This window comes from Streptomyces adustus (genome assembly GCF_009377175.1).
GTDB classification, from domain to species: Bacteria; Actinomycetota; Actinomycetes; order Streptomycetales; family Streptomycetaceae; genus Streptomyces; species Streptomyces adustus.
This window is the reverse complement of record NZ_VJZD01000184.1, coordinates 1-19515: the sequence shown is the minus strand read 5'-3', so window position 1 is coordinate 19515 and position 19515 is coordinate 1. Positions and strand designations below refer to the sequence as shown.

The 19515-nt window shown below is 73.0% G+C and carries 21 protein-coding genes; 13 read left to right on the top strand and 8 right to left on the bottom strand.

The genetic code is table 11. The features are described 5' to 3' along the window. Window positions 1-1794 (bottom strand): hypothetical protein (locus tag FNH09_RS33085; protein WP_162469454.1); only part of this gene is annotated, 1794 nt, incomplete at its 3' end. Between the two features lie 299 nt (window positions 1795-2093). Between FNH09_RS33085 and FNH09_RS33080 the strand changes: the two genes are divergently transcribed. Both FNH09_RS33080 and FNH09_RS33075 read left to right on the top strand, forming a co-directional pair. Next, window positions 2094-2933: a DeoR family transcriptional regulator gene (locus tag FNH09_RS33080; RefSeq protein WP_162469453.1), complete on the top strand. Its 840-nt coding sequence runs from the start codon at window positions 2094-2096 to the stop codon at window positions 2931-2933. Window positions 2934-3006: 73 nt separating this feature from the next. Continuing rightward, window positions 3007-3477, top strand: a complete 471-nt coding sequence (locus tag FNH09_RS33075; protein WP_152893585.1) for an SRPBCC family protein — start codon at window positions 3007-3009, stop codon at window positions 3475-3477. A 199-nt stretch (window positions 3478-3676) separates the two neighbouring features. On the opposite strand, the gene cds1 is transcribed toward FNH09_RS33075, so the two are convergent. Beyond that, the gene (cds1, locus tag FNH09_RS33070) at window positions 3677-4801 is read right to left on the bottom strand and encodes an L-cysteine desulfhydrase Cds1 (protein ID WP_162469452.1); all 1125 of its coding nucleotides are present in this window, start codon (window positions 4799-4801) and stop codon (window positions 3677-3679) included. A gap of 375 nt (window positions 4802-5176) precedes the next feature. Between cds1 and FNH09_RS33065 the strand changes: the two genes are divergently transcribed. Next, the gene (locus FNH09_RS33065) at window positions 5177-5500 is read left to right on the top strand and encodes a hypothetical protein (protein ID WP_152893584.1); all 324 of its coding nucleotides are present in this window, start codon (window positions 5177-5179) and stop codon (window positions 5498-5500) included. Between the two features lie 178 nt (window positions 5501-5678). After that, entirely contained in the window at window positions 5679-6203 is a 525-nt protein-coding gene (locus FNH09_RS33060; RefSeq protein WP_338017752.1) for an ATP-binding protein, read from the top strand. A 182-nt stretch (window positions 6204-6385) separates the two neighbouring features. Here the strand turns inward: FNH09_RS33060 and FNH09_RS33055 are convergent, their stop codons facing one another. Next, window positions 6386-6646, bottom strand: a complete 261-nt coding sequence (locus tag FNH09_RS33055; RefSeq protein WP_152893583.1) for a hypothetical protein — start codon at window positions 6644-6646, stop codon at window positions 6386-6388. Beyond that, the gene (locus tag FNH09_RS33050) at window positions 6636-6926 is read right to left on the bottom strand and encodes an SHOCT domain-containing protein (RefSeq protein WP_152893582.1); all 291 of its coding nucleotides are present in this window, start codon (window positions 6924-6926) and stop codon (window positions 6636-6638) included. The genes FNH09_RS33055 and FNH09_RS33050 overlap by 11 nt, the downstream gene beginning before the upstream one ends. Window positions 6927-7167: 241 nt before the next feature. Between FNH09_RS33050 and FNH09_RS33045 the strand changes: the two genes are divergently transcribed. The 6 genes from FNH09_RS33045 (at window position 7168) to FNH09_RS33020 (ending at window position 11145) form a co-directional block, all read left to right on the top strand. Further along, on the top strand, window positions 7168-7740 hold the full coding sequence (locus FNH09_RS33045) for a TetR/AcrR family transcriptional regulator (protein WP_152893581.1): 573 nt from the start codon (window positions 7168-7170) through the stop codon (window positions 7738-7740). A gap of 12 nt (window positions 7741-7752) precedes the next feature. Continuing rightward, complete coding sequence (locus FNH09_RS33040; RefSeq protein ID WP_152893580.1) at window positions 7753-8148, top strand: (R)-mandelonitrile lyase; 396 nt, start codon at window positions 7753-7755, stop codon at window positions 8146-8148. A gap of 11 nt (window positions 8149-8159) precedes the next feature. After that, a complete protein-coding gene (locus FNH09_RS33035) occupies window positions 8160-8744 on the top strand; it encodes a DUF4865 family protein (RefSeq protein WP_152893579.1) in 585 nt (194 codons plus the stop codon). Further along, window positions 8741-9649 (top strand): phosphotriesterase family protein, encoded by a 909-nt coding sequence (locus tag FNH09_RS33030; RefSeq protein WP_162469451.1) that lies wholly within the window; start codon window positions 8741-8743, stop codon window positions 9647-9649. The genes FNH09_RS33035 and FNH09_RS33030 overlap by 4 nt, the downstream gene beginning before the upstream one ends. Before the next feature lie 58 nt (window positions 9650-9707). Continuing rightward, window positions 9708-10292: a TetR/AcrR family transcriptional regulator gene (locus tag FNH09_RS33025; protein ID WP_152893578.1), complete on the top strand. Its 585-nt coding sequence runs from the start codon at window positions 9708-9710 to the stop codon at window positions 10290-10292. 76 nt (window positions 10293-10368) lie between these two features. Beyond that, a complete protein-coding gene (locus FNH09_RS33020; RefSeq protein ID WP_152893577.1) occupies window positions 10369-11145 on the top strand; it encodes an SDR family NAD(P)-dependent oxidoreductase in 777 nt (258 codons plus the stop codon). Window positions 11146-11193: 48 nt separating this feature from the next. On the opposite strand, the gene FNH09_RS33015 is transcribed toward FNH09_RS33020, so the two are convergent. After that, the gene (locus FNH09_RS33015) at window positions 11194-12441 is read right to left on the bottom strand and encodes an ROK family protein (RefSeq protein WP_152893576.1); all 1248 of its coding nucleotides are present in this window, start codon (window positions 12439-12441) and stop codon (window positions 11194-11196) included. A gap of 169 nt (window positions 12442-12610) precedes the next feature. Continuing rightward, a complete protein-coding gene (locus FNH09_RS33010) occupies window positions 12611-13276 on the bottom strand; it encodes an alpha-ketoglutarate-dependent dioxygenase AlkB family protein (protein ID WP_152893575.1) in 666 nt (221 codons plus the stop codon). Window positions 13277-13356: 80 nt separating this feature from the next. Here FNH09_RS33010 and FNH09_RS33005 point away from each other — a divergent pair, with 80 nt between their 5' ends. After that, a complete protein-coding gene (locus FNH09_RS33005; protein ID WP_152893589.1) occupies window positions 13357-14493 on the top strand; it encodes a methyltransferase in 1137 nt (378 codons plus the stop codon). A gap of 15 nt (window positions 14494-14508) precedes the next feature. Here the strand turns inward: FNH09_RS33005 and FNH09_RS33000 are convergent, their stop codons facing one another. Further along, window positions 14509-15357 (bottom strand): ketose-bisphosphate aldolase, encoded by an 849-nt coding sequence (locus FNH09_RS33000; RefSeq protein ID WP_162469450.1) that lies wholly within the window; start codon window positions 15355-15357, stop codon window positions 14509-14511. A gap of 118 nt (window positions 15358-15475) precedes the next feature. Continuing rightward, a complete protein-coding gene (locus FNH09_RS32995) occupies window positions 15476-16366 on the bottom strand; it encodes an SIS domain-containing protein (RefSeq protein ID WP_162469449.1) in 891 nt (296 codons plus the stop codon). Window positions 16367-16535: 169 nt separating this feature from the next. Here FNH09_RS32995 and FNH09_RS32990 point away from each other — a divergent pair, with 169 nt between their 5' ends. Together FNH09_RS32990 and FNH09_RS32985 are read left to right on the top strand one after the other, a co-directional pair. Beyond that, entirely contained in the window at window positions 16536-17315 is a 780-nt protein-coding gene (locus tag FNH09_RS32990) for a DeoR/GlpR family DNA-binding transcription regulator (protein ID WP_152893587.1), read from the top strand. A gap of 283 nt (window positions 17316-17598) precedes the next feature. Further along, complete coding sequence (locus FNH09_RS32985) at window positions 17599-19437, top strand: glycoside hydrolase family 15 protein (protein ID WP_238427251.1); 1839 nt, start codon at window positions 17599-17601, stop codon at window positions 19435-19437. Window positions 19438-19515: the final 78 nt, after the last annotated feature.

The following is a 19515-nucleotide window of genomic DNA, read 5'->3' as shown; positions in this document are numbered from 1 at the left end:
GGGGTGGGCGGCGCGCGGCCAGAACGTGCCGACGTCCCACAGGATGCCGATGGTGCGCCGGGCGGTGGCGTCCTTGTAGGCGCGTCGGCCCCAGGTCACGAAGACGATGAAGCCCAGTCCGATCAGCCAGGAGCCCAGTGCCTGCGCGGCGTCGGCGGCGCCGTGCAGCAAGGCGGGTGTGCCGTCGGCGGCGCCCGCCGGGGTCCGACCCGTGCTCAAGGCGCCGACGAGGGCCGCGGTACCCAGCAGCAGGGTGGTGCCCGCGGTGACGGCGATCACGAGGGGGCCCCGGTCGGTGAGGGAGGCCAGCGCGCGGGCGCCGGCGATCCGGCGGGTGCGGGCCGGGTCCTTGGTCTCCGCGGGGTAGTCGCGGTCGACGGCCGCCCGTTCGGCCCGGCGCAGCCGCCAGACGGCGTGTCCCAGCCCGCCGCACAGCACGAGCAGGACCGCGAGCAGTGCGGGGATGACGGACGCCTGCCAGGTCAGCAGGACCGGCGGTCCGGGGATCGACGTCTTGGTGCCGTCCAGCCAGTCGGCGACCCGTTGGGACACGCCGCCGGACATCACCCCGCCGAGGGCGCAGGCCAGCAGCGCGACGGCGGGTCCGGCCAGGCCGCGCAGCACCGTGCGCGGGGCGGGGTCGCTGCGGTACAGGACGTGGGCGACCGCGGCGAGCGCGAGGACGATCAGGCCCTGGGCGAGGGCGAGGGTACCGAAGGTCGCGTCGCCGGCCAGCCGCCCGTGCGAGCGCCAGTGCGGGCGTTCCCAGCCGGCGTACACCAGGCTGAGCAGGAGCAGGAGCAGGGCGAGGGCGGCGGGCGGGAGCCGGTGCACGAGGTGCCCGTCCAGCGCCCGGTCGAGGCGGTGCTCGCTGCGGCCCCGGCGGCAGACGACCCAGACCACGCCGACCGCCGCGGCCACGAGGGCCGCTTCCAGGAGCCGGCCGAGCGTGTCCAGGGCGGCCGGTCCGCCCGGCCGCCGGTCGAAGCGGGCGGCCGGAGCGGCCACCGCCGCGGCGACCGTGAGCAGACCGGCGGCGGTGTGCGCCGCGCGCAGCCGGGCCACCAGCCTGCGTCCGTACCAGAAGCCGGGTCGGCCCAGTGCGGTGCGGTCGGCGCGGGGCTCGGGTCCGGCGGCGTGGACGAGGGGCTGCTGGGACTCGTACGCGCTCCAGGTGCGGTGGGAGAGGTACCAGAGCAGGGCGGTGAGGACGGCCGGGAGGACGGCGGCGAGGGCGAGTCTGCGGCCGGGGCGGCTCCACCAGCCGTCGTGCGGGCCGGCGGCGGCGAGGAAGCCCAGCCAGGAGTGGCGTGCGGCGCAGGCGGGGGTGCCCGCGCACTGCCAGGCCGTGAGGTCGAGGGCGACCTCGCAGACAGCCGCGACCAGCAGCACGGTCAGGGTCAGTGCGGCGAGGCGCACCAGCAGCCCGTACAGGCGCACCGCGCGCGGGCGGCCCCGGGCGCCGGGGCGCATCCAGTGGGCGAGGTTGACCACCATGAACGGCAGCAGCAACAGCCACAGCGCGCGAGTGCCGTCGCCGGAGGTGAGGTTGGACCACACGTAGGCCTCGGGCACCGGGCCGGAGCGGCGGTCGCCGGGGCCGCGCTCGGCGTCGACGTCCTCGGCCCGCCGGTACACGGCCGCCGTGTCGTCGCCGGTGATCCGCACGGTGCGCGGGTCGTTCAGCATCTTCTCGGGCGTGGCCCCGCCGACCCCGTGGACCAGGAGTTCCAGGGCGGGTTCCGGTGCGCGCTCCCGCGGACGGTCCGGTGTTGTCCCCCGTGCACGCTCCACTGTTCGCACCTCCCCCGTGACGCACCGTCGGCAGCTCTCCGTGGTTCTCCGTGCGGCCTCAAGGATCTCCGCTCCGGAGGCGTCGTACACCCGCTGTCGCCGAATCTCCCCGATACGCGTGACAAGTGGGGCGGCCCCGCGCCTCTGGATGGCATGCGCGCGTCGGTACGGGTGGTGGCGCGCCCCCGGGTCCCACATGCGAGGATGGGACGCCCGCGCATCGTGGACGGGAAGAATGTCCTTGTCGGAACAGGTATGCGGGCCTGTCGGACGGCCTAGGCGAAAGGACCGGAGCGTACGTGAGTGAGAATCAGAACCTCCTCGCGGAGCAGCGGCGCGCCCTGATCCTTGACGAGGTCCGGCGCCGTGGCGGGGTCCGGGTCAACGAACTGACCCGCAAGTTGGGCGTGTCGGACATGACGGTGCGCCGTGACCTGGACGCGCTGTCCCGGCAGGGCGTCGTGGAAAAGGTGCACGGCGGCGCCGTACCGGTGGTCGAGGCGAGCACGCACGAGCCGGGCTTCGAGGCCAAGTCGGGCCTGGAGCTGAACGCCAAGGAAGACATCGCGCGCGCCGCCGCCGAGTTGGTGGCGCCCGGCTCGGCGATCGCGCTCTCGGGCGGTACGACGACGTACGCGCTGGCGCACCGCCTGGTGGACGTGCCCGACCTCACGGTGGTGACGAACTCGGTGCGGGTGGCGGACGTCTTCCACGTGGCGCAGCGCACCTCGGGCCAGCGGCAGGGTACGGCGACGGTGGTGCTGACCGGCGGGGTGCGCACACCGTCGGACTCGCTCGTGGGGCCGGTGGCCGACCAGGCGATCGCGGCGCTCCACTTCGACGTGCTGTTCCTCGGTGTGCACGGGATATCGGTCGAGGCCGGCCTGTCGACGCCGAACCTGGCGGAGGCCGAGACCAACCGGCGTCTGGTGCAGTCGGCACGGCGGGTCGTCGTGGTCGCCGACCACACCAAGTGGGGCACGGTGGGCCTGAGTTCGTTCGCGGCGCTGGACCAGGTGGACACCTGGGTGACCGACGCGGGGCTGCCGTCCCGGGTCCGCACGGAGATCGCGGAGCATGTGCGGCGTCTGGTGGTGGCCGGCGAGCCGGACGAACCCGACGAGGATGCAGACATCTGACGGTACGCCAGCTAAGGTGGCTGCCCGTTCGGCCACCCGCTGCCTTCTGACCGTCGACAAGGAGGGCCCGTCGATGGCTCGCCGTCTGCGCCCGGTGGGGCTCGACCACGTCGAGACCGCGCCCCTGCGTCTGGTCTTCACCCGCGACATCACCGCCGCTCCCGAGCAAGTGTTCAAGGCGCTCGCCGAGGACGTGCCCGGCTGGGCCGAGTGGTTCCCGGCGGTGACGCTCGCCCGGCCGACCGACGGCGGGGCGGGACGGGAGATCCGGCTCCGGGGCGGCGGGCGCTTCCGGGAGACGGTGCTCGCGGCCGAGGGGCCCGAGGTCTACGCCTACCGGGTGGACACGGCCAACGCGCCGGGCGTCCGGGCCCTGGTCGAGGAGTGGCGGCTGACCCCGGTGGGCACCGGCACCCGTGTGCAGTGGACGTTCGCCGCGGACGGCAACCCGGCGTTCCGGCTCGTACTGCGGCTGGCCCGGCCGGGACTCGGGAAGGCCTTCCGGGACGCGGTGGGGACACTGGACCGGCGGTTGGCCGCGTAGGGCCTCTCGTTCGGACCGTCCCGGCGTCGCACCCCGGCGTCCAGGCCCGGCGTCCAGGCCCGGTGTCGCGGCCCGGCGTCGCGGCATCGCCCGGCAGCCGGTGTGACGTGGCCGAAGTGACGTGGCTGATGTGACGCGGCCGATGTGACGTGGTCGGCGTGGCGTGGCCGATGTGACGTGGCCGGTCGGCCGCGGGAGATCAGTGCGGCCAGACGCCCGTCTTCAGCAGGGACTCGATCGCCGCCGTGTACGGCGCGATGTCCAGGCCCTGTTCGGCCAACCACTCGTCCGCGTAGTACTTGTCGAGATAACGGTCCCCGGGGTCGCACAGCAGCGTCACCACACTCCCCCGGCGCCCCTCCACCGCCATCTCCGCGACGATCTTCAGGGCGCTCCACAGCCCGGTCCCGGTGGAGCCGCCCGCCTTGCGGCCGATGACCTTCTCCAGGGCACGCACGGCGGCGACGCTCGCCGCGTCGGGGACCTTCATCATGCGGTCCACGGCGCCGGGCACGAAGCTCGGTTCCATACGGGGACGGCCGATGCCCTCGATACGCGAACCGCGGTCGCAGGTGACGTCCTGGTCCCCGGTGGTCCAGCCCTCGAAGAAACAGGAGTTCTCCGGATCGGCGACACAGATGCGGGTGTCGCGCTGGGTGTAGTGGACATAGCGGGCGAGGGTCGCGGAGGTACCGCCGGTGCCGGCCGTGGCGACGATCCACGCCGGTTCCGGGAACCGCTCCAGCTCCAGCTGACGGAAGATCGATTCGGCGATGTTGTTGTTGCCGCGCCAGTCCGTGGCCCGCTCGGCGTAGGTGAACTGGTCCATGTAGTGCCCGCCGGTCTCCGCCGCGAGACGGGCCGACTCCTCGTACATCCGGCGCGAGTCGTCGACGAAGTGGCACCGGCCGCCGTGGAACTCGATCAGGCGGCACTTCTCGGCGCTCGTCGTGCGCGGCATGACCGCGATGAACGGCACGCCGATCAGGTTCGCGAAGTACGCCTCGGAGACGGCCGTCGAGCCGCTGGACGCCTCGATCACCGGACGGCCCGGCCGGATCCAGCCATTGCACAGGCCGTACAGGAACAACGAGCGGGCCAGGCGGTGCTTGAGGCTGCCGGTGGGGTGCGTCGACTCGTCCTTCAGATAGAGGTCGATGCCCCAGGACTCGGGCAGCGGAAAACGCAGCAGATGCGTGTCGGCCGAGCGATTCGCGTCCGCCTGAACCTTGCGGACCGCCTCTTTCAGCCAGTCGCGATAGGCGGCGTCACTGCGGTCGACATCGAGGGTCTCGCCGGTCCGGGTCTGCTGAGGGGTGGTCACGGCGGTGCTCCTAACGCTTCGCGCCGACGGCGCCTCGCGCGCCCGACGCCTCGATCATAAGCACCCTCCGCACCACTTCCCACCTGCATAAACACATCTTTGAGCGGCCCAAAGGACGCCTGCGGAACCGACCCGGAGGCCGACCTGGCGCAGATCTGGGGGCGCATTCGCGCGAGTGCTCCGGGTGCGCGCTGCTCAGACGTCGTACGCACTGGTGCTCGCCGCGGTACGCGGGCAGACTTCAGCGGGCGGGGCGAGGGCCCCGGACGAGGGCGCAGACTGGATCGCGGAGACGGGCTGGATCACGCCACAGGTCGGATCACCCGCAAGGCAGCGCGGTCCGGCGCACCCACGCGCACAAGGGGGCGGAGCGGCATGGCGGAGCCGGAGTTCACGGCGACGGGCGTGCGGATCGGCAGACGACTGCGTTCGCTCACCCGGGCCGGACAGGTTCGGATCAGCGGCGGCAGGCTGGAGTTGCTCACGAGTTACGGCAGCGAGATCGACAGTGCGCCGGTGCAGGCGGTGCGGGCGTCGAAGCCCTGGTTCGCGGCGCAGGACCGCGCCCTGGCCGACCTCAACGGCAACCGGTATCAGCTGACCCTGAGTGACCGCGACCCCGCTCCCGGCGAGCCGGGGCCGCCCGCGGCACAACGGTTCATCGAGGCCGTACGCCGGGCCGCCGGACGGGGTGGCTGAGTCGCGAGTTGCGGCACGGACCCCACTGGGTCACGCTGTTCTCACGTCACTCTGGGTTTACCGGCGATAACGCTGCGAACCAGCCCGCCGGACATGACAGCAGGCGGCAGCTTCACCCCACGTCCTGCTGGATCCGAACTTCGTGTTCTTCCGGACCTCACGTCGGGGAGTCGCAGCCGTGGTCAGTCACCCGAGCAGGCACTGCACGGTGGAGCTCCAAGCCCTGCCGTCGCGGATCGGCCAGGTCCGCAGAATCGTATCGGCGCAGTTGCGCTACTGGCATATGGACCCTCTCATCGACCGGGCCGCGCTCGGTGTGACGGAGCTTTTGACCAACGTCCACCGGCATGCCCAGCCCGACAAGACGTGCACCGTGGAGATGGAGCTGGTGGTCGACCGGCTGACCGTCTCGGTGCGCGACCACGACCCCCGGCTCCCGGTGGTCGACGACGCGGAACCCCTGGCCACCTGCGGACGCGGGCTCGCCATGGTGGCCGCGGTGAGCGAGAGCTGGGGCGTCCGGCCGGACGGCGAGTCCGGCAAGGTCGTCTGGTTCACGCTCCCCACGACCGTCTCCGCGCCGGCCCGACCGGCCCGCCGTACGGTCGCGGACAAACCCGCGCACCTGTTCACGGAGGTCGAGGTCACGACCGACGGCCTCAGGCCCGCCCACACTCCCGCCCGGTCGGCCGTTGTCGGCTGACCGGGCGGTGACCGGGCGGTGACCCACCACCGGATCCGTCCGGCACTCCGGGCGGACCGGAGGGCCGGGACGAACCGGAGGTGACCCACCCCGGGCGAGTCCGGACCGGTCGTGGACCGCGCGGACCGTACGGGTCCGCCGCATGCCGTCGGCGAAGGCGCGGCGGGCGGTGTCGCCCGTCGTCAGGCCTCACCCGTCGGCCTCCGCACGCTTTCGCGACTGCCGTCCGCGTGATCCTGCGGCCGCGTGCCGCCCTCCGCCGCTGTCGGCGCCGGGCCCAGGTCGAACGCCCAGACCAGGAAGCCGATCAGGTCGCCCCAGCAGGCTGGATCGACGCCCACCGCTTCCAGGGCCCGTACGGCCGCCTCGCCGTCGCCGTGGTCCTTCACCACGTCGGCGAGCCCTCGGCCGCCCACGTTGTGGTGGTCGTCGTCATGCCGCACCACGCTTGTCCGTACGCCCGAACTGCTCGTCGAGGACGGACAGTCGGCGCCAGTACTCGTCCTCGTCGATCTCGCCCGAGGCGAAGCGGCGGCCGAGGATCGCGACGGGCGAGTCACCGGACGGACGGGGGTCGCCGAGCGCCTGCCACGGTCCGCGGCGGCCGCGCCGGGCGGTGCGGCGCAGGAAGGTGAAGGCGCCGGCCACGACCGCCGCCCAGATCAGCGGAAAGAACAGGATCCAGGGGCCGGGTCCGCCGTGCCAGTCGGCCAGGGTGGTCATCTCGGGTCATCTCCTCGGTGAGGCGGTGGACGGTTTCTCGGTGATGTCCCGAGAATCACCCCCGAGGGGGGTCCGAGTCGTCGTACGGCCAGCGGCAGTGCGCGTACCGCGCCGGGAGTACGCGGACGGTCCGCTGCTGCTCCCCAGCCGCTCCCCCGACCGTTCCCCAGGCCGCTTCCCCACCGGTTCCCGGTCGTTTCCCGGCCGCTTCCCGGTCTCCGAGATTTCTGTAACTACTAGTATGTACAGTGTCGGCATGAGCACCTCGGAACGACTGATCGAATCCACCCGGGACCTGCTCTGGGAGCGCGGCTACGTGGGCACCAGCCCCAAGGCGATCCTGGAGCGCGCGGGCGCCGGGCAGGGCAGCATGTACCACCACTTCAAGGGCAAGCAGGACCTCGCCCTGGCCGCCATCCGGCGCACGGCCGAGGAGCTGCTGGCCACCACCGGCGCCCTCCTCGACGGTCCGGGCACTCCGTACGAGCGCATCCGGGCGTATCTCCTGCGCGAGCGCGACGTGCTGCGCGGCTGCCCGATCGGGCGGCTGACCATGGACCCCGACATCGTCGCCGACGAGGCGCTGCGCGCCCCGGTCGACGAGACGCTCGGCCGCGTCCGCGCACAGCTCGCCAGGGTCGTCGAGGAGGGGGTGGAGCAGGGCCAGTTCCCGCCCGGACTCGACGGCGAGGAGATCGCGGCGACGATCCTCGCGACCGTCCAGGGCGGTTACGTCCTGGCCCGCGCCTCCGGTTCGCCGGCCGCCTTCGACACCGGCGTCCGGGGACTGCTCTCCCTGCTCTCCCCCCGTTAGGAGCACACGCGCATGCGCATCACCCGACAGCGTCCCGGCACCAGACAGGGTCCGGCGGAGAACTTCACCGGCACGGTCTGGCTCGACGAGATCGCGGCCCCCGGCCCCCCGTCCCGGCTGCACCTGTTCAACGTGCACTTCGCACCGGGCGCACACACCGCCTGGCACCGCCATCCCCACGGACAGGTCCTGCACGTCATGGAGGGCGAGGGCCGGGTGCAGCGCGAGGGCGGCCCCGTGGAGCCGATCCGGGCGGGCGACACGGTGTGGATCGAGCCGGGCGAGCGGCACTGGCACGGTGCGGGACCGCACACCTTCATGACGCATCTCGCGGTCGTCGAGGCCGCCGAGGACGGCACGACCGTCGCGTGGGAAGCGCACGTCGACCCGCGGGACCTGCCCGCCTGAGGAGGCATTCGATGCACGCCATGCAGTACGAGGTCACCCTGCCCGCCGACTACGACACGGACATCGTCCGCGCGCGCGTGGCCCGCGTCGGTCATGCGCTGGACGACTGGGCGGGCCTCGGCATCAAGGCCTACCTGCTGCGGGAGCGCGGGGTGCGCGCGTCGCCGGTCAACCAGTACGCGCCGTTCTACCTCTGGAACACCGTGCGGGGCATGAACGCCTTCCTGTGGGGAGGCCCGTTCCAGGGGCTGTGCGACGACTTCGGGCGGCCCGTGGTGCGGCAGTGGACGGGAGTCGCCCACGAGGTGGGCACGGCCGCCGCGGCGCCCGCCCGGTTCGCCGTCCGCGACCGCAGACCGCTGCCGGACGGGGTGGAGCTGTCCGCCCTCATGGGCCGGACGGTGGACGAGGTCGGGCGGCTGGCCCGCAAGGACGGCGCGGTGCTCGCGGCGGCGGCCGTGGACACCGGCCGCTGGGAGTCGGTCCACTTCTCCCTCTGGGAGCACGACACGCCCGAGACGGACGGCGAGGTGTTCGAGGTGCTGCATCTGTCGGCGCCGGGGCGGGACGCGCTGCCGCGGGGCGGACAGTGGTGAGCACGGTCCGTACGGTGCTGGGGGACGTGCCGCCCGAGCGCCTCGGGGTGTGCGACGCGCACGACCACCTGTTCTTCGGCAGCCCCCTGCTGCCCGGGCAGGAGCTGAGCAGCGCGTCCGCGGCACGGGCGGAGCTGGCCGCGTTCCGTGCGCAGGGCGGCGGCGGCGTCGTGCAGTGGACGCCGTACGGTCTGGGCCGCCGCGCGGCCGATCTGCCGGCGCTGTCCCGGGAGACCGGGGTGCACGTGGTGGCCGCGACGGGACTGCACCAGGCGGCGCACTACGACGGCGCGCTGCTCGACGGGCTGCGCGGCCGCCTCGCCGACGTCTTCGTCGCCGAACTGACCTCGGGCATCGGCACGTCGGGGGTGCGCGCCGGACTGATCAAGGTGGCCGGCGGCTTCCACGCGCTCGACGCGCACGCCCGCTGGACCATGATCGCGGCGGCCGAGGCCCACCATGCGACCGGGACGCCCATCGCCGTGCACCTCGAACTCGGCACCGGCGCGCTGGACGTGCTCGACCTGCTGTGCGGCGAGGCGGGCGTGCCGCCGCACCGGGTGATCCTCGGGCACCTGAACCGTTTCCCCGACGGCACGCTGCACCGCCAGGCCGCCGCTTCGGGCTGCTATCTGGCGTTCGACGGACCCTCGCGCGCCCACCATGCCACCGACTGGCGGATGCCCGACACGGTGCGCGCGCTCGCCGACGCAGGACACGGCGACCGGCTGCTGCTCGGCGGGGACACCACGACGGCGGCCGCCCGCTCGGTGGACGGCGGTCCCGGTATGCCGTATCTGCTGCGCCGTGTGCGGCCACGGCTGGCGGCGGCCCTGGGCGAGGAGCTGGTGGACCGCGTCCTGACGGAGAACCCCGGCCGGGCCTTCGGAGTGGAGTGGCGCTGAGCTGACTCCGGACCCGCCATACTTGACCGATCGTTCTGCATTGTTCTAGCGTCCGGTCATGGCCAGGAGCAAGGAATTCGATCCGGACGCCACTCTCGACGCAGCCCTCGAACTGTTCTGGCGGCGAGGGTACGAGGCGACCTCCATGGCCGACCTGGTGGAGCGGCTCGGCATCGGCCGCGCGAGCATCTACGCCACCTACGGCAACAAGCACGACCTGTATCTGAAGGCGCTGGAGCGGTACGGCGAGACACGCGATCCGCTGCTGCTGCGCGAGTTGTCCCAGCCCGGTCCGGCACTGCCGGCCGTCCGCGCGGTGGTACGGCGGTTCGCGGCGGAGGCCGCCGCCGACGACAGTCGTGCGCGCGGTTGCTTCATCACCAACACGGCGGCCGAACTGGCCCCGCACGACGCCGCGGCCGCCCGGCGCGTGGAGCTGAGCTGGGAGCACCTGGAGACCCTGCTGCACTCGGCACTGGTCCGCGCCCAGGCCCAGGGCGAGCTGCCCCCGCACCGCGAACCCCGGACGCTGGCCCGCATGCTGCTCGTCCTCATGCAGGGGCTGCGGGTGGTCGGCAAGGTCTCGGCCGACCCGGCACGGGTCCGGGAGGCCGCGGAACAGGCACTCGCCATTCTGGAATGAACGGTTGAAAAAAATAGGTCCTCCGAGGTCCGTCATAGAGGCCCTCCGGGATCCGACACGAAGGGAACGTCACACCATGTCCGGCACTCGCTTCGCCCGTTTCACCGGCCGCACCGCCCTGGTCACCGGAGGCGGATCCGGCATCGGACGGGCCGTCGCCCTGGCGTTCGCCGCCGAGGGGGCCCGGGTCGTCGTGGCCGGGCGCGGACGGACGGCGCTCGACGAGACCGTCGCGCTCGCGGCGGCGGCCGGCGGCGAGGCGCTCGCCCTCGTCGCCGACGTGACCAGGGCCGGTGACGTCGACGCACTGGTCCGGGAGACCGTGGCCCGCTTCGGCTCGCTCGACGTCGCGGTCAACAACGCGGGGATCTTCCGCGGCGCCGGGCCGGTGGCGGACGTGCCCGAGGAGGACTGGCAGACCCTGCTCGACGTCAACGTCACGGGCGTCTTCCTCGCCCTGCGGGCCGAGATCCGGCAGATGCGCAGCCAGCCGGGCGGCGGCACGATCGTCAACGTCTCCTCCAACCTGGGCCCGCACAAGCAGGCGCGCGGGCTCACCGCCTACGGAGCGTCCAAGGCCGCCGTCTCGGCCCTCACCCGCGGCGCCGCGCTCGACCACATCGCGGACGGCGTCCGCATCAACGCGGTCAGCCCCGGTCCGTCCGACACCGCCATGTCGCTGCGGCCCGGCGAGTCGCCGGCGGATCGCGCGGCACGGATGAAGGAACTGTCCCCGCTCGGCCGGGTCTCCTCGACCGAGGAGGTGGCCCAGGCCGTGCTGTACCTGGCCTCGGACGCGGCCGCTTCGGTGGTGGGCACGGATCTGGTGATCGACGGCGGGGCGGTGCTCTAGCGCGACGGCCGTGCCCGTGCAGGCGTACGCCCACACGTGCGCATACGCCTACGCGTGGGCGGTCAGCGCGCCCAGCGGGTCGTCGAGGACCGGCTGCCACGCCAGTTCCGCGGCTCCCACCAGGCTGTTGTGGTCCAGTGAGCAGGCCAGGATGGGCACGCCCCCGCTGCGGCCCCACAGGCTGCGGTCGGCGACCACCGCGCGCAGCCGGTCCGGGTCGGCGTCGATGAGGGTGCGGTGCAGACCGCCGAGGATGATGCGGTCGGGGTTGAGGATGTTCACCAGGCCGGCGAGTCCGAGGCCCAGCCGGTCGATCAGTGCCTCGACGGCGGTGCGGACCGCCGGGTCGGCGTACTCGTCGCGGATCAGGTCGTCGGCCTGCTTCAGCAGGGACTCCTCGGGACCCGGCGCCCGGCCCGCCGCCGTGAGCAGGGCCAACGGGTCCGTCTCCACGTCGAGGCAGCCGCGGCTGCCGCAGTAACAGGGGTGGCCGCCCTCGGGATTGACGGTGAGGTGGCCGACCTCCAGGGCCAGGCCCGAACTGCCGATGTGCAGCCGCCCGTCGAGCACCAGAGCACCGCCGACACCCCGGTGCCCGGTGGCCACGCAGAGCAGGTCACGGGCCCCGCGTCCGGCGCCGTGCCGGTGCTCGGCGAGCGCGGCGAGGTTGATGTCGTTGCCCGCGAACGCCGGTCCTGTGATGCCCGCGGCGTGCACCTGCTCGGCGAAGATCTCCCGTACGGGCGCCCCCGCGGGCCAGGCCAGGTGCAGCGGATTCAGGGCCAGGCCCTCGGGTTCGGCGACCGCGGACGGCACGGCGAGCCCGGCGCCCACGCACCGCCGCCCGGTCTGCCGCAGCAGCTCGGCGCCCACGTCCACGACTGAGCCGAGCACCTTCGCGGGATCGGCGTCGACGGCCTCGCAACCGGGCGCGGTCGCGACGATGCGGCCGCCGAGTCCGACCAGCGCGGCCCGGAACCCGTCGGCGTGCACCTGAGCGGCCAGCGCCACGGGCCCGTCCTCGGCGAGTTCGAGCCGGTGCGAGGGCCGGCCCTGCGATCCGGCAGCGGCGGGCCGGGCGTCGACCCTGATCAGGCCGAGTGCCTCCAGCTCCACGGCGACGGCGCCCGCCGTGGCACGGGTGACGCCCAGTTCGGCGGTCAGCACGGCCCGGGTCGGCGCGCGCCCGGTGTGCACCAGCTCCAGCGCGGGCCCGAGCGCACCGCGCCCCCGGTCCAGCCGTGTCCGTGAGGTGGTCCCTTCCCCTGCCTGCCGGGGCTCCGCCTTGCCGCTCATGAGAGCGAGTCTCCCATGATCCGCTCGGCGGCCGGCGGCCGCGGCCGTGTCGGCATGCCCACGTCGGGTTCACGAGGCGTGGCACGGCCCGCCGCTCCAGCCGACGTTGCGCGGCCCACCGCTCCATCCGGCTCGGCGCGGCCCACCGCTCCATCCGGCTCGGCGCGGCTCACCGCAGCCCGCTCACCCTCAGGGTGATGTTCAGCCGTCCGGTCAGCCCCAGCCGGGCCGGGGCCGTACCCGGGAGGACCCGCGGCACCCCGTGGTAGGCAAGCCGGGACGGCCCGCCGAACACGAACAGATCGCCGCTGCGCAGTTCGACGTCCCGGTACGGACGCGCCCGCGTCTCCGTGTTGCCGAAGCGGAAGACGCAGGTGTCGCCGAGGCTCAGGGACACCACGGGAGCCTCGGACCGCTCGTCGGCGTCACGGTGCATGCCCATCCGGGCGTCGCCGTCGTAGAAATTGATCAGCGCGATGTCGTACGCCGCCGTCGTGCCCGGCGCCGTCGCCGACTCGGGGCCGAGCGCGTCGTGCACCGCGCGTCGGCCCAGCTCGCCCAGCCAGGCGGGGAACGGCTTCACCGGCGCGCCGTCCCCGTCGACGACCGCGCGGGCGTAGGCGTACGGATACCAGTGCCAGCCCAGACAGACCTGCCGGGCCGTCATGGTCCCGCCGCCCGGCGTGACCACCGTGCGCAGCCCGGCCGGCGGGCGTGCCCACTCCCGGCAGGCTTCGAGCAGTTCCCGCTGTTCCCCGGCGTCGAGCCAGTCCGGCACATGGACCGCGCCAGGCGCGAGTTCCGTACGGTCCCGGGGGAACAGTTCGGCGTCCATGGCCCCATCCTCCCGCACCGGGTCGTGGCACAGGCCCTGAACTGCGACTCCGCTAGCCTTGACGCACGATGAACGACCGTATGACGACTCCCTGGGGCGAGCTCCGGCTGGCCCGCTTCCCCGAGGACCCGCGCGATCAGTTGCGGGCCTGGGACGCCTCCGACGCGTATCTCCTGCGGTACCTGGCCGAGCAGCCGGTGTCGCCGACCGGCGCGGTCGTGGTCGTGGGCGACCGCTGGGGTGCCCTGGTGACCGCGCTGGCGGCGCACCGGCCGACGCAGATCACCGACTCGTTCCTCGCACAGGAGGCGACACGGGCCAACCTCGCCCGCAACGGCGTGGAGACCGGGGCCGTACGGCTGCTGACCACCCAGGACGCTCCGCCGGAGCGGATCGACGTGCTCCTGGTGCGGGTGCCGAAGAGCCTGGCGCTGCTGGAGGACCAGCTGCTGCGGCTGGCGCCCGCGGTGCACGCGAACACGGTCGTGGTCGGCACCGGCATGGTGAAGGAGATCCACACCTCGACGCTCCGGCTGTTCGAGCGGATCCTCGGACCGACCCGCACCTCGCTGGCCGAGCAGAAGGCCCGTCTCATCTTCTGCGAGCCCGACCCGACGCTGAAGCGGCCGGCCCATCCATGGCCGTACGCGTACACGCTCCCGGACGGCATCGGCGCCGTCTCCGGACGCACGGTCGTCAACCACGCGGGCGTCTTCTGCGCCGACCGGCTCGACATCGGCACCCGTTTCTTCCTGCGGCATCTGCCCGACTTCCGGGGAGCCCGGCAGGTGGTGGACCTGGGCTGCGGCAACGGTGTCGTCGGCACGGCGGTGGCGCTGGCCGAACCGGACGCCGAAGTGCTGTTCGTCGACGAGTCGTTCCAGGCCGTCGCCTCGGCCGAGGCGACGTACAAGGCGAACGGGGTGCCTGGGCACGCCGAGTTCCGGGTCGGGGACGGTCTGGACGGCGTGCCGGACGGCAGTGTCGACGTCGTCCTCAACAACCCGCCGTTCCACTCCCATCAGGCGACGACCGACGCGACGGCCTGGCGGATGTTCGCCGGGGCGCACCGGGTGCTGCGGCCGGGCGGCGAGCTGTGGGTGATCGGCAACCGGCACCTGGGCTACCACGTCAAGCTGCGGCGGCTGTTCGGCAACAGCCGACCGGTGGCCGGGGACCCGAAGTTCGTGGTGCTCAAGGCGGTCAAGCGCGGGTGAACCGGCCGTGGCCGGTCAGCTCAGCACCTTGATGATCCGGGTCACGGCCTCCGCCATCGCCGCCCGGCCCACGGCGAGGTATCTGCGCGAGTCGACCGCCTCCGGGTGCGCGGCGAGGAAGTCCCTGATCGCGCAGGTCATGGCGATGTTGAGAGCGGTGCCGACGTTGACCTTGGTGATGCCTCCGCCGACCGCCGCGGTCAGTTCGCCGTCCGGGACCCCGGAGGAGCCGTGCAGGACGAGGGGGACGCCGACGGCGCCGGAGAGACGGGCGAGGAGGGCGTGGTCGAGGACGGCGGTGCGGGTGGTCATCGCGTGGGAGCTGCCGATGGCCACGGCCAGGGCGTCGACGCCGGCCTCCGTCACGAAGGCGCGGGCCCCGGCGGGGTCGGTGCGGGCGCCGGGTGCGTGGGGGTCGAGCGGCGGTGCTCCGTCCTTGCCGCCGACCTCCCCCAACTCCGCCTCGATCCACAGCCCTTGGGCGTGTGCCCAGTCGGCGGCGGCCCGGGTCGCGGCAAGGTTCTCCTGATACGGCAGGCGGGCGGCGTCGTACATCACCGAGCTGAAGCCGGCGGCCGGTGCCTGGCGCAGCAGGGCGTCGCTCTGGACATGGTCGAGGTGCAACGCGACGGGCACGGTGGCGCGTTCGGCGGCGGCCACCGCCGCGCGGGCGAGCGGGAGCAGCCGGCCGTAGCGGAACCTGACGGCGTTCTCGCTGACTTGGAGAACGACGGGCGATCCGGCCGTCTCGGCGCCGGCGATGACGGCCTCGACGTGCTCCAGCGTGATGATGTTGAAGGCGGCGATGGCGGAGCGGCTCGCGGCGGCTCGGGCGACGAGTTCGCCGGTGGTCGTGAGGGGCACGGCCCTTCCTTTCTGGGCGATCACGGCTGTCAGGGCGATCGGGGAATCACTTTCAGGGCGATCAGGGAGATCGAGGGAGAGCGGAGGAGGCGGGCGGAACGGAGGACCCCGGAGAGGATCAGCCGTGCCGCGGGTCGAGGATCACCGAGCGGGTGAGGTGACGCGGGCGGTCCGGGTCGAGGCCGCGGGCCTCGGCGACCGCGACGGCGAGCCGCTGGGCCCGGACCAGTTCGGCGAGCGGGTCGAGATCGCCCCGCACCCACCGGCCGCCGGTGGCGCCCACCTGCTCGGCCAGCCCCTCCGGCGCCTCGCCGAACATCCAGGTGGCGGTGCCCGCGGTGGTGACGCTGATGGGGCCGTGCCGGTACTCCATCGCCGGATAGGCCTCCGCCCACGACAGTGCGGCCTCGCGCATCTTCAGTCCGGCCTCGTTCGCCAGGCCGACCGTCCAGCCACGGCCCAGGAAGGTGAACTGGGCGCAGTCGACGAGCCCTTGGGGCAGCTCGACGGCGAGCGCGGTACGGGCGTCGGCGACCGCCGCAGCACCGTGCAGCCCGAGGTGGGCGCGCAGCAGGGTGAGGGCCGTGGTGGCGAAGCGGGTCTGGACGACGGAGCGCTCGTCGGCGTAGTCGAGCACGACCAGATCGTCGGCGACGGCCGTCACGGGCGTGCCGGGATCGGCGGTGAGCGCGACGGTGCGGGTACGACCCCGCAGCCGCGCCAGCAGTTCCAGCACCTCGGTGGTGGTGCCCGAGCGGGTGAGGGCGACGACCCGGTCGTAGCTTCGCCCGTGCGGGAACTCCGAGGCCGCGAAGGCGTCCGTCTCCCCCTGGCCCGCCGCCTCGCGCAGCCCGGCCACCGCCTGGGCCATGAAGTACGAGGTGCCGCAGCCGACGAGCGCGACCCGCTCCCCCGGCGCCGGCAGTACCGCGCGGTGTTCCGGCGCCTGGGCTGCCGCACGGGTCCAGCACTCCGGCTGGCTGTCCAGTTCCTCCTCGACATGGCTCACGCCGTGCCCCTCCCCGGAGAATCAGCATCCAGGCTGATTATTCTTGCAAGATATAGCGCACTTTCGAACATCTTCAAGCATTCGGCGCCAACCAAGCTGCGCTAGGGTCGCCGGGAGATCGAATGCCGTGGACGCACATCGAGTGCCGTGGACGAACGGAGAGGTGCGGATGTCGCGCGACGCGCGCTGGAAGGCGCTGCTGGAGCTGCTCGTCGAGCGCGGTCGGCTGGACGTCGAGGAGGCCGCCGCCGACCTGGACGTCTCGTCCGCCACGATCCGCCGCGACTTCGACCAGCTCGCCGAGCAGCAGATGCTCGTCCGCACCCGGGGCGGGGCGCTGGTGCACGGGGTGTCGTACGAGCTGCCGCTGCGCTACAAGACCGCCCGCCACGCCTCCGAGAAGCAGCGGGTCGCCAAGGCCGTGGCCGAGCTGGTCGCTCCCGGCGAGGCGGTCGGACTCACCGGCGGCACGACCACGACCGAGGTGGCACGGGCCCTGGCCGTACGGGGCGACCTCGCCTCCGGCTCTCCCGCGCTGACCGTGGTGACGAACGCGCTCAACATCGCGAACGAACTGGCCGTACGGCCGCAGTTCAAGATCGTGGTGACCGGCGGGGTCGCCCGGGCGCAGTCGTACGAGCTGGTCGGGCCGCTCGCGGACGGCGTGCTGGGTCAGATCACGCTGGATGTGACGGTCCTCGGGGTCGTGTCCTTCGACCTCACCCATGGCGCCGCCGCCCACGACGAGGCGGAGGCCGCCGTCAACCGGCTGCTGTGCGAGCGGGCCGAGCGGGTGATCGTCGCCGCGGACTCCAGCAAGCTGGGCCGTCGGGCGTTCGCCCGGATCTGCGCGGCCGGGTCGGTGGACACCCTGGTCACGGACACCGCGGCCGACACCGACGCGGTGCGGCGGTTCGAGGAGGCGGGGATCCGGGTCCTCGTCGTCTGACCGCGCCGGTCGCGGTCGCCGGACGACATACCTGACCGGGCCGGTCGCCGTCGCTGTTGCCGTCGCCGTCGCCGTCGCCGTTGCCGTCGCCGTTGCCGTCGCCGTCGCCGGACGATACGCCTCATCCGGCCGGTCGCCGTGGCCGGACCGTACGCCCGCCCCCGCCCCCGCCGGTCGCCGTCGTCGGACGGCACGCCCGACCGCGCGGGTTTCCCAGCCCTCCCCGACCGGGTTCGGCCTAAGCTGGAAGCCGCGTGGTGCGGGCCGGCCCAGGGAGGCTGTGATGACGGAGACGTCGTTCGACCAGGACATGCCCACGGGCGCGGGATACGTGCCCATCGCCGATCACGGGCTGATCGGCGACCTGCGCAGCGTGGCGCTGGTGGGATCGAACGGCACGATCGACTGGTACTGCTGCCCCTCCTTCGACGCGCCCAGCGTCTTCGGCGCCGTCCTGGACGCCGAGCGCGGCGGCTCCTTCGAACTGGCGGCGACCGTACCGGCCCGGACCAAGCAGTTCTACTTCCCCGACACCAACGTCCTGATCACCCGGTTCTTCACCGAGGACGGCGTCGGCGAGGTACAGGACTTCATGCCGGTCACCTGCGCCACCGGCCGCGACGCCGACCGCCACCGGCTGATCCGGCGTGTGCTGTGCGTACGCGGCTCGCTCCCCTTCCGGGTCCGGGTGGCACCACGCTTCGAGTACGGCTCCTCGCCGCACACCCTGCGCCTGGACGGCGACGTGGCCGTGTTCGAGTCCGCGAAGCTCTCCCTCGGCCTGACCGCCACGGTGGTCCTGGAGGCCGACGGGGCGGACGCACGGGCGGATTTCAAGCTCTCCGAGGGCGAGTCGGCGGTGTTCGCGCTCGACCAGCTCGGCGGCGAGGTGGCACCGCGCCGGTGCCCCCGGATGGAGGCGGAGGAGCAGTTCACCGCCACGGTGGCGTACTGGCGGCACTGGCTGTCCGCCTCCAAGTACCGGGGCCGCTGGCGGGAGATGGTGCATCGCTCCGCGCTCACCCTGAAGCTGCTCACCTACGCCCCCACGGGCGCGATCGTGGCCGCGCCGACCACCAGTCTGCCCGAGCAGCTGGGCGGCGAACGCAACTGGGACTACCGCTACGTATGGGTGCGCGACGCGGCCTTCTGCGTGTACGCGCTGCTGCGGCTGGGCTTCACCGGCGAGGCCGAGGCGTTCATGAAGTTCGTGACCCGGCACATCACTCCGGGCGACGGCAAGCCTTCCGGCCCGCTTCAGATCATGTACGGCATCGACGGCCGCACCGACCTGCCGGAGCGTGAACTGCCCCATCTGGAGGGCCACTGCTGCTCCTCGCCGGTGCGTGTCGGCAACGCGGCCGCCGATCAGCTCCAACTCGACATCTACGGCGCGCTGATCGACTCCATCTATCTCTACGACAAGTGGGCGGAGCCCATTTCCAGCGAGCAGTGGGACGACGTGTGCGCGCTGGTCGACTGGGTCTGCGAGCACTGGGACCAGCCCGACGAGGGCGTCTGGGAGACGCGCGGCGGCCGCAAGAACTTCCTGTACTCGCGGCTGATGTGCTGGGTGGCGATCGAACGGGCCATCCGGATGGCCAACCGGCGCGGTCTGCCCGCCGACCTGGCCCGCTGGCAGCAGCGCCGTGACACGATCTACCGGCGCATCCACAGCCGGGGCTGGTCCGAGGCCCGCCAGGCCTTCGTGCAGTACGAGGGCAGCGACGTCCTGGACGCGGCCGTGCTGATGATGCCGCTCAGCAAGTTCATCGCACCCACCGACCCCAAGTGGCTGTCCACCCTCGACGCGCTCACCAACGACCTGGTCTCCGACTCGCTGGTCTACCGCTACGACCCGCTCGCCAGCCCCGACGGGTTGCGCGGCGACGAGGGCACGTTCTCCATCTGCTCCTTCTGGTACGTGGAGGCGATGGTGCGGGCCGGCCGGGTGGACGAAGCGCGGCTGGCGTTCGAGAAGATGCTGACGTACGCCAACCATCTGGGCCTGTACGCCGAGGAGATCAGTCAGACCGGCGAGCAACAGGGCAACTTCCCCCAGGCGTTCACCCATCTCGCGCTCATCAGCGCGGCCTTCAGTCTGGACCGCGCGCTGGGCTGACAGCCCGGCCGACGCCTGAACCCGCGCCCCACCACCGGCCGAGCGGCGGCCCCGGGCCGGGCCGCCGCCCCCCGGGCC